Origin of the sequence: Vibrio sp. 1CM2L (assembly GCF_023161695.1) — a bacterium.
Lineage (GTDB): Bacteria > Pseudomonadota > Gammaproteobacteria > Enterobacterales > Vibrionaceae > Vibrio > Vibrio coralliirubri.
On the sequence record NZ_JALNTT010000012.1, the window covers coordinates 50,418 to 57,501 of the forward strand.

The window sequence follows — 7,084 nt, forward strand, 5'->3', positions numbered from 1 at the left end:
GTGTTATCGAAAAAATAATATTTGGTATGTCGTATGTCTCCAAATGACAGTGTGGATATTGAAATTTTTTCTTCGAACGTATTTACTTCGGTACGTGAACAAAGAGGTATGTTTAGTGTCTTATATAACCAGAGTGCCTTATATAAATAAGCGATTCGCGTTATATTGAACAGAGTATTAGACATGCCTGTTTAGGCTGTAAAAGAAGAAATTGATAAAGTATGAAACCAATGGGCATTCGCGCACAGCAAAAAGAAAAAACTCGTCGCAGCTTAATCGATGCAGCATTTAGCCAACTCAGCGCCGATCGTAGTTTTTCCAATCTAAGCTTGAGAGAAGTCGCTCGTGAGGCTGGAATAGCACCGACTTCCTTTTATCGTCACTTCAAAGACATGGATGAGCTTGGCTTAACCATGGTTGATGAAGGTGGCTTACTGTTGCGCCAGTTAATGCGTCAAGCTAGACAACGCATAGTAAAAGAAGGCAGTGTGATTCGCACATCGGTTGAAACCTTTATGGAATTCATTGAAAGCAGCCCTAACGTATTCAGACTGTTATTGCGAGAGCGCTCAGGAACTTCATTTGAGTTTCGTGCAGCGGTAGCTCGTGAGATACAGCACTTCTCTGCTGAGTTAACCGAATATTTGATAACGACTGGCATGACAAGGGACGAAGCTTTCACTCAAGCGGAAGCCTCGGTCATCTTAGTCTTCAACTCAGGGGCAGAAGCATTAGATTTAGATCGACGTCAGCGAGATGAATTGGCTGAACGCTTGATCATGCAATTGCGAATGATGGCCAAAGGAGCTTTTTGGTATCGTAAAGAACGTGAACGTAACCGATTAAAAGGCGGGATTGAATAATGTCGAATGAAAATAATACTGTAAACCGTGGTTCTGAAAGAAAGACACTCGTACTTGCTGTTGTAGCCGGTGTGTGTGGTGATGCATTGTTATCTTGGGTAACAATGAGTGAAGTGGGCTTCTCTATTTTCCCGCTTATCGCTTTAGTTTTGGCTGTACAAGCGCTTTACCAAGAATATCTAACTAACCCAGTATCTGAAGATATCCCACTAGTCGGTCTAGCTTGTTTCTTTGTGGGTGCATTTGGCCACTCGGCTTTCGTGAAAGCACAACACCCTGATGCAGGTTCAAACTTCTTTGCGATTATAGTCGCGATGCTGCTTTTAGCCTGGGTAGGTAAGAAGCTAGGTTTTATCGGTAAAACCGCTTAAACCAATCTACAAAGAAAAAAAACGAGCCAATTGGCTCGTTTTTTTGTATCTGCTGTTTGTCTTAGGCCGAGAAAGCGAGATTTATGCTTTGCGCTCTAAGAACACACCCGCTTCCATGTGGTGGGTGTAAGGGAACTGGTCAAATAGAGCAAAACGAGTGATATCGTGTGTTTCGCTTAGAATGTCTAGGTTCTCTTTCAATGTTTCAGGGTTACAAGAGATGTACATGATGCGCTCGTAGCCTTGAACCATCTTACAAGTATCAACATCCATACCTGAACGCGGTGGATCAACAAAGATAGTGTTGCAGTTGTAGCTCTTAAGATCGATGTTCGCTTGCTGTAGACGACGGAACTCACGCTTACCTTCCATTGCTACGGTAAAATCTTCTGCAGACATGCGGATGATCTGAACATTTTCAATGTTGTTCGCCGCGATGTTGTATTGCGCAGATTCTACTGACGGCTTCGCCAGTTCTGTTGCCAGTACACGCTCGAAGTTTTGTGCCAGTGCTAATGAGAAGTTACCGTTACCACAGTAAAGCTCAAGCAAGTCGCCTTTGCTGTCTTGAGTACAGTCGACAGCCCATTCCAACATTTTCTCTGCTACTTTGCCGTTTGGTTGAGTAAAGCTGTTCTCTACTTGCTGGTAGATGTAGCTATCACCATTCACGTCTAGCTTTTCAATGACGTAATCGCGGTCCAGTACGATTTTCATTTTACGCGCACGACCAATCAGGTTTAGGTTAAAACCTTCATCGTTCAATTGCTGCTTCAGTGCTTTAGCATCTTGAATCCACTGTTCACCTAATTGACGGTGGTAAAGCAGTGACACCAAAATCTCGCCGCTTAATGTAGAAAGGAAATCTACTTGGAATAGCTTGTGGCGTAGAGAGTGGTTGTCCTTCATTGCATCTGTTAATAGAGGCATTAGGTCATTGATAAGACGGCTAGCTGCAGGGAACTGGTCTACGCGGTATTTTTCTTTAGTCTCTTGATTGAACATGACGTAATACATATCGTCACCTTCATGCCACACGCGGAACTCAGCACGCATGCGGTAGTGTTGTTCTGGAGATTCATACACTTCCAGTTCAGGCACATCATATTCTGAGAACATTTCTGTAAGACGCTCTGTCTTTTCTGCCAGTTGTTCTTGGTAGCGTTGCGGGTTTACATCTAAATTCGCCATTGTTATGCCTTTTGCTGTCGTGCTTTTAAATCAAGAGCGCAGATTTTATTCAATCACAGGCGCTTGTCCAGTGTTGAGAGCCATTCAATGTAAATCGACCATGAAAACTATAGCTTATAACAATCTTAGACTAGACAAATGATTCAGAGGTCAATACTATCTTCGGCAAGCTGGTGTCATTTAGATGTATAGATGGCTGAAGAGGGAATCTGGTGTAAATCCAGAACTGACGCGCAGCGGTAAAAGAGAACGAGTATTCATAAGACACTGCAAATAGCTTTTTGTGGGAAGTCGAATATTAGGTAACCATAAGGGTTGTGCTCTTGAGTCCGAATACCTGCCAGCGGCCAAACCATAAGATGTGGTTTGGTAGGACTTTACGCGATTTAGGATCACAACATGAACAAATCCCTTTTAGCGGTTGCTGTAGCATCGCTGCTTTCACCTATCTCCAATTTACACGCCCAACAAGCATCTGCCGACGAAACCATGGTGGTGACGGCTAACCGTTTTGAGCAGCAAGTGAGCGACACTATTGCTCCTGTTGAAGTTATAACAAAACAAGAAATAGATGCTATTCAAGCGACTTCATTATCTGAGGTGTTACGCCGATTACCAGGGGTTCAAGTAACGAATCAAGGTGGCCTTGCTCAAGGGCAGGAGTTATATATACGTGGTCGCTCGACTAAAAATACTCTCATATTAGTAAATGGCATCCGAATTGGTAGTGCGACGTTAGGGTACGCCAATTTAGCCTCAATTCCGTTGAATGGTGTAGAGAGAGTTGAAGTTTTGAGAGGTGCTCGTGCAGCAGTATATGGTTCTGATGCTGTTAGTGGTGTGGTCAATATCATAACTACGCGCAGTGCTGATAATACCGCTACCGTTAAAGCGGGAGTGGGTAGTTTTGGTCTATATGATGTAAACGTATCAGGGTCAGTTGCTAACGATAATGGTTGGATGAATGTGGCAGCAACACATCAGCAGAGTGAAGGTTATAATGTCCAACCTACAAGCACTAATCCTATAGATGCTGATAAAGATGGCCACAGTACTCAATACCTAACTATCGATGGCGGCTTTTATGTCTCATCAAACTTGACCTTGAAAGCGAATGGTTATTATCAAAAGCACGACGTAGAGTTTGATAACCCATGGGGAGGAGTTGACGAAACTGACAGCGAGTTGTACGCGTTGGGTCTAGTGGGAGATTACAAGCGTGATTCCCTAAATAGTGTAATAACACTTGGAAGCAACCAAGATGAAGCTGAATCTTCAGGGCAAGGGACAACACCGAGTGCTATAACAACTAATCGTAATTCTGTGTCTTGGAATAATCAGTACAAATTAAGTGATAGCGCAGCGGTTACTGGTGGTTTCGATTGGTATCGAGATAAGGTGAAAAATGACTCTACATCAATGACTAAAGATAGTCGTGATAATACCGCACTTTATGCTGGTGGTGATGTATCTATGGGCAAATTGTCTGCGGAAGCGAATCTGCGTTGGGATGATAACAGTTCATTTGGAAACTTTACGACGTATCAATTAGGTGCAGGGTACAAGATTACTGAGTTTATTCGTCTAGTGGGTATGTATGGTACTGCATTTAAAGCTCCGACATTTAATGAGCTGTATTGGCCTTTAGAGTGTAGTTCATGGGGATGCTACTCAGGCAACCCAAATCTACAGCCGGAAGAATCAAAAACAGCAGAAGTAGCGCTGGAAGGTAGCTTTGACGTTCTTGAATTGCGAATCGCTGCACACAAGAGTGATGTAGAGAAGATGATTACAAGTAATGGTCTTACTCAAGTGAATATAGGCGAAGCAGAAATCAAAGGGTACGAAGTTGTCGGCTCTTTTTATACTGGACCATTATATCACTCAGCATCGTACGATTATCTTGATACCGAAGACAAATCTACAGGTAACGAACTTGCTCGTAGAGCGAAGCATAGTGGCAAATGGAACACTACTTATGAGTTGAGCAACTGGAGATTCGATTTGAGTTACCTATATCAAGGTAAGCGTTATGATGATCTAGGTAATACGACTGAGCTTGATGCGTACTCCTTATTTGATTTTGCAACGTCTTACCACTTTGATAATGATGTGACCGTTGCAGGTAAAGTTGCTAACTTATTTGATGAAGAGTATGAAACAGCTAAAGGTTATAAAACGCCTGAGCGTAACTATTACGTAAGTGTAGCTTACCAATTCTAATTATCACTTAACCGCCTTCGGGCGGTTTTTTCTTATTGGGTATATCAATGAAAAAGAAAGTCGTCATAAGTTGGTCGTCAGGCAAAGACTCTACATTAACCCTAGAACGTCTACTTGAAAGCACCGAGTATGAAGTTGTTGCTCTCTATACGACCTATGTTGGAGATGAGGTTCCCTTCCAAGTCACGCCAATCGAGGTTGTTGGAATGCAGGCGCAATTAGTCGGTTTGCCATTAATCACGATTGAGCTGCCGGAAGTCTTCCCAAGTAATGAGATCTATCAAAGTACGATTGTTACGGCGCTTAAAGGATCGGGTTTATCTATTGATGCTGTGGCATTCGGCGATATGTTTTGCAATGGTATTGCTGATTACCGAAGAAGTTATATAGAACCTGCGGGTTGGGAGTGTGTATTTCCTCTACTGGGAGAGAGTAGCCAAGCGCTGGCTCAAGAAATCGTAGATAGAGGAATCGAAACCTTTCTCGTCACAGTCGATAGCGATGCATTAGACATGGCCTATTGCGGGAAAGAATACACGCCTGAGCTAATTGACAGTTTGCCAAGTCACGTCGACCCATGTGGTGAAGATGGTGAGTTTCATACCTTAGTAACGTCAGCGCCATGCTTTAAAGGAAAGCTTAAGATAGAGCTAGAAAATGTAGAGCAGGGTGAGCGCTTTGTGCATCAACGCTATCGAGCTTGCATTATATAGAGTGATGATTGGCGAAAACTAAGTGAAGGGGTATCATTGCTGCGGAACTTCTTACAGGTAATGGTTGTGTCGGAAAGCATACAAAAAAACATATTGGTCTTTGATTCTGGTGTTGGCGGTCTCTCTGTATATAAAGAGATAAGCCAGTTACTACCCAATCACAACTATATCTATGTATTCGATAACGAGGCTTACCCATATGGTGAGCTCGATCAGCAAGTCCTCATTCAGCGAGTCCAAAATATCGTCGCCAGTTTTGTGGCGAGTCACGCTATTGATATTGTGGTGATAGCTTGTAATACGGCCAGTACTATAGTCCTGCCTACACTTCGCGCTAATAACCTTATCCCTATTGTCGGTGTTGTCCCGGCAATCAAACCTGCCTCGTTACTGGCAAATAAAGCGGTTGGCCTTATTGCGACTCCCGCGACGATTACTCGTGAATACACACACGAGCTCATCAAAAACTTCTCGAGTAATAAAAGAGTAGAGCTGTTGGGTTCTACTCGGCTGGTGGATATGGCCGAAGATAAACTCAGAGGTGAGGAGGTTAGCCTTGAAGAGTTACAGCAAATCCTTCAACCGATGATCAACACAATTGATGTAGCCGTATTAGGGTGTACGCATTTCCCACTGATCAAATCAGAGATTCAACAAGTACTAGGTGAAAGTGTAGTGCTGATAGATTCTGGTAAAGCGATAGCTAAACGGGTTCAAGATTTGTTGGGTTTGGAAAGCATCAATAAAGAAGGGGGAGTGCGTGAGGTTTTTTGTAGTGCACTTCCTAAAAAAGAAAGTGCACTAAATAGTATGTTAAAGCAGTTAGGGTTTAGCTCAGTTCAGATTCGTCCGCTTCAGGATGTTTAGGATCATTTGCAACACGTACTTTTAAAGTGCGTTGCATGTAATCTTTATCGTTAAGTGCAGAGATTGCATGATTCACATCATTACTTGCCATAACAACAAATCCAAAGCCTCTTCTTTTACCAGTACGTTTGTCTTTCATTAAACGTACTGCAAATACTTCACCATGCTCTGAGAATAATTCACGTACATGTGATTCGTTCGCTTTGTATGGAAGGTTACCCACATAAAGTGTTTTGGTTGAAGCCTTAGGTTCTGAATCTGATTTTGAGTCGGTGCTTGAAAAGTTAACAACAAAAGCGGAAGCCAAGACACCAAGGATAAAGGTAATTGCAGGCGATATATCTACCTGAGAGAAAACAATGCCGCCTAATACAGCCAGTGCGACAATTAACAACATCGATTTTTTTGAGTTCATATCGGAATACTACATATTAATAAACGAAATAGACGCATCTACCATTAACAAAATAGACACATGAATCTTACGTTCATGGCTTCCATTTTTCCAATGTATTGCTGTGATACGTCTCAAATGTTTAGTTTTTATTCGAAAAATGCGGATCTGGTGGCTTTTTAGGCGAACAAAACTTTTATTTCAAAAAGCCCTTGTGCTCCATCTCAATCTCTCTATAATGCCGCCTCACCGACACGGAGTGAGACGAAAGTCACACAGCGAAATCGGTAGAGAAAAAGAGTTTGAAAATAACCCTTGACTCTCAAAGTGGTGCAGGTATAGTACGCACCCCTAGCGACTGAGATGTGAATCACAAAACGCTAGCGCTCTTTAACAATTTAAACCTATCAATCTGTGTGGGCACTCGTTGATGAATATCAAAACGTTTTATCGTTAGATAAA

Annotated in this window: 7 protein-coding genes and 1 riboswitch; of the genes, 5 read left to right on the forward strand and 2 right to left on the reverse strand. The window is 42.5% G+C overall.

The genetic code is table 11. From position 1 onward, the window contains the following. Positions 1-221 precede the first annotated feature (221 nt). Positions 222-863 (forward strand): HTH-type transcriptional repressor FabR, encoded by a 642-nt coding sequence (gene fabR, locus MSG34_RS23455; protein ID WP_010438693.1) that lies wholly within the window; start codon positions 222-224, stop codon positions 861-863. After that, positions 863-1,234 carry a YijD family membrane protein gene (locus MSG34_RS23460; RefSeq protein ID WP_004736696.1) on the forward strand — a complete coding sequence of 124 codons (372 nt, stop codon included), beginning with the start codon at positions 863-865 and terminating at the stop codon, positions 1,232-1,234. The genes fabR and MSG34_RS23460 overlap by 1 nt, the downstream gene beginning before the upstream one ends. 81 nt (positions 1,235-1,315) lie before the next feature. On the opposite strand, the gene trmA is transcribed toward MSG34_RS23460, so the two are convergent. After that, the gene (gene trmA, locus MSG34_RS23465; protein ID WP_017061050.1) at positions 1,316-2,425 is read right to left on the reverse strand and encodes a tRNA (uridine(54)-C5)-methyltransferase TrmA; all 1,110 of its coding nucleotides are present in this window, start codon (positions 2,423-2,425) and stop codon (positions 1,316-1,318) included. A gap of 154 nt (positions 2,426-2,579) precedes the next feature. Continuing rightward, a riboswitch (cobalamin riboswitch) is annotated at positions 2,580-2,785 on the forward strand. Positions 2,786-2,824: 39 nt separating this feature from the next. Between trmA and MSG34_RS23470 the strand changes: the two genes are divergently transcribed. Genes MSG34_RS23470 through murI form a run of 3 tightly spaced genes read left to right on the forward strand, consistent with a single transcriptional unit; the run spans position 2,825 to position 6,228 of the window. Then, the gene (locus MSG34_RS23470) at positions 2,825-4,648 is read left to right on the forward strand and encodes a TonB-dependent receptor (protein WP_248339552.1); all 1,824 of its coding nucleotides are present in this window, start codon (positions 2,825-2,827) and stop codon (positions 4,646-4,648) included. 47 nt (positions 4,649-4,695) lie between these two features. Continuing rightward, positions 4,696-5,361 carry an adenine nucleotide alpha hydrolase gene (locus tag MSG34_RS23475; RefSeq protein WP_248339553.1) on the forward strand — a complete coding sequence of 222 codons (666 nt, stop codon included), beginning with the start codon at positions 4,696-4,698 and terminating at the stop codon, positions 5,359-5,361. 60 nt (positions 5,362-5,421) lie between these two features. Continuing rightward, entirely contained in the window at positions 5,422-6,228 is an 807-nt protein-coding gene (gene murI / locus MSG34_RS23480) for a glutamate racemase (RefSeq protein WP_248339556.1), read from the forward strand. On the opposite strand, the gene MSG34_RS23485 is transcribed toward murI, so the two are convergent. Continuing rightward, positions 6,191-6,643 carry an RNA-binding protein gene (locus MSG34_RS23485; protein ID WP_017061054.1) on the reverse strand — a complete coding sequence of 151 codons (453 nt, stop codon included), beginning with the start codon at positions 6,641-6,643 and terminating at the stop codon, positions 6,191-6,193. The two genes, murI and MSG34_RS23485, sit on opposite strands and share 38 nt — an antisense overlap. Between the last annotated feature and the right edge of the window lie 441 nt (positions 6,644-7,084).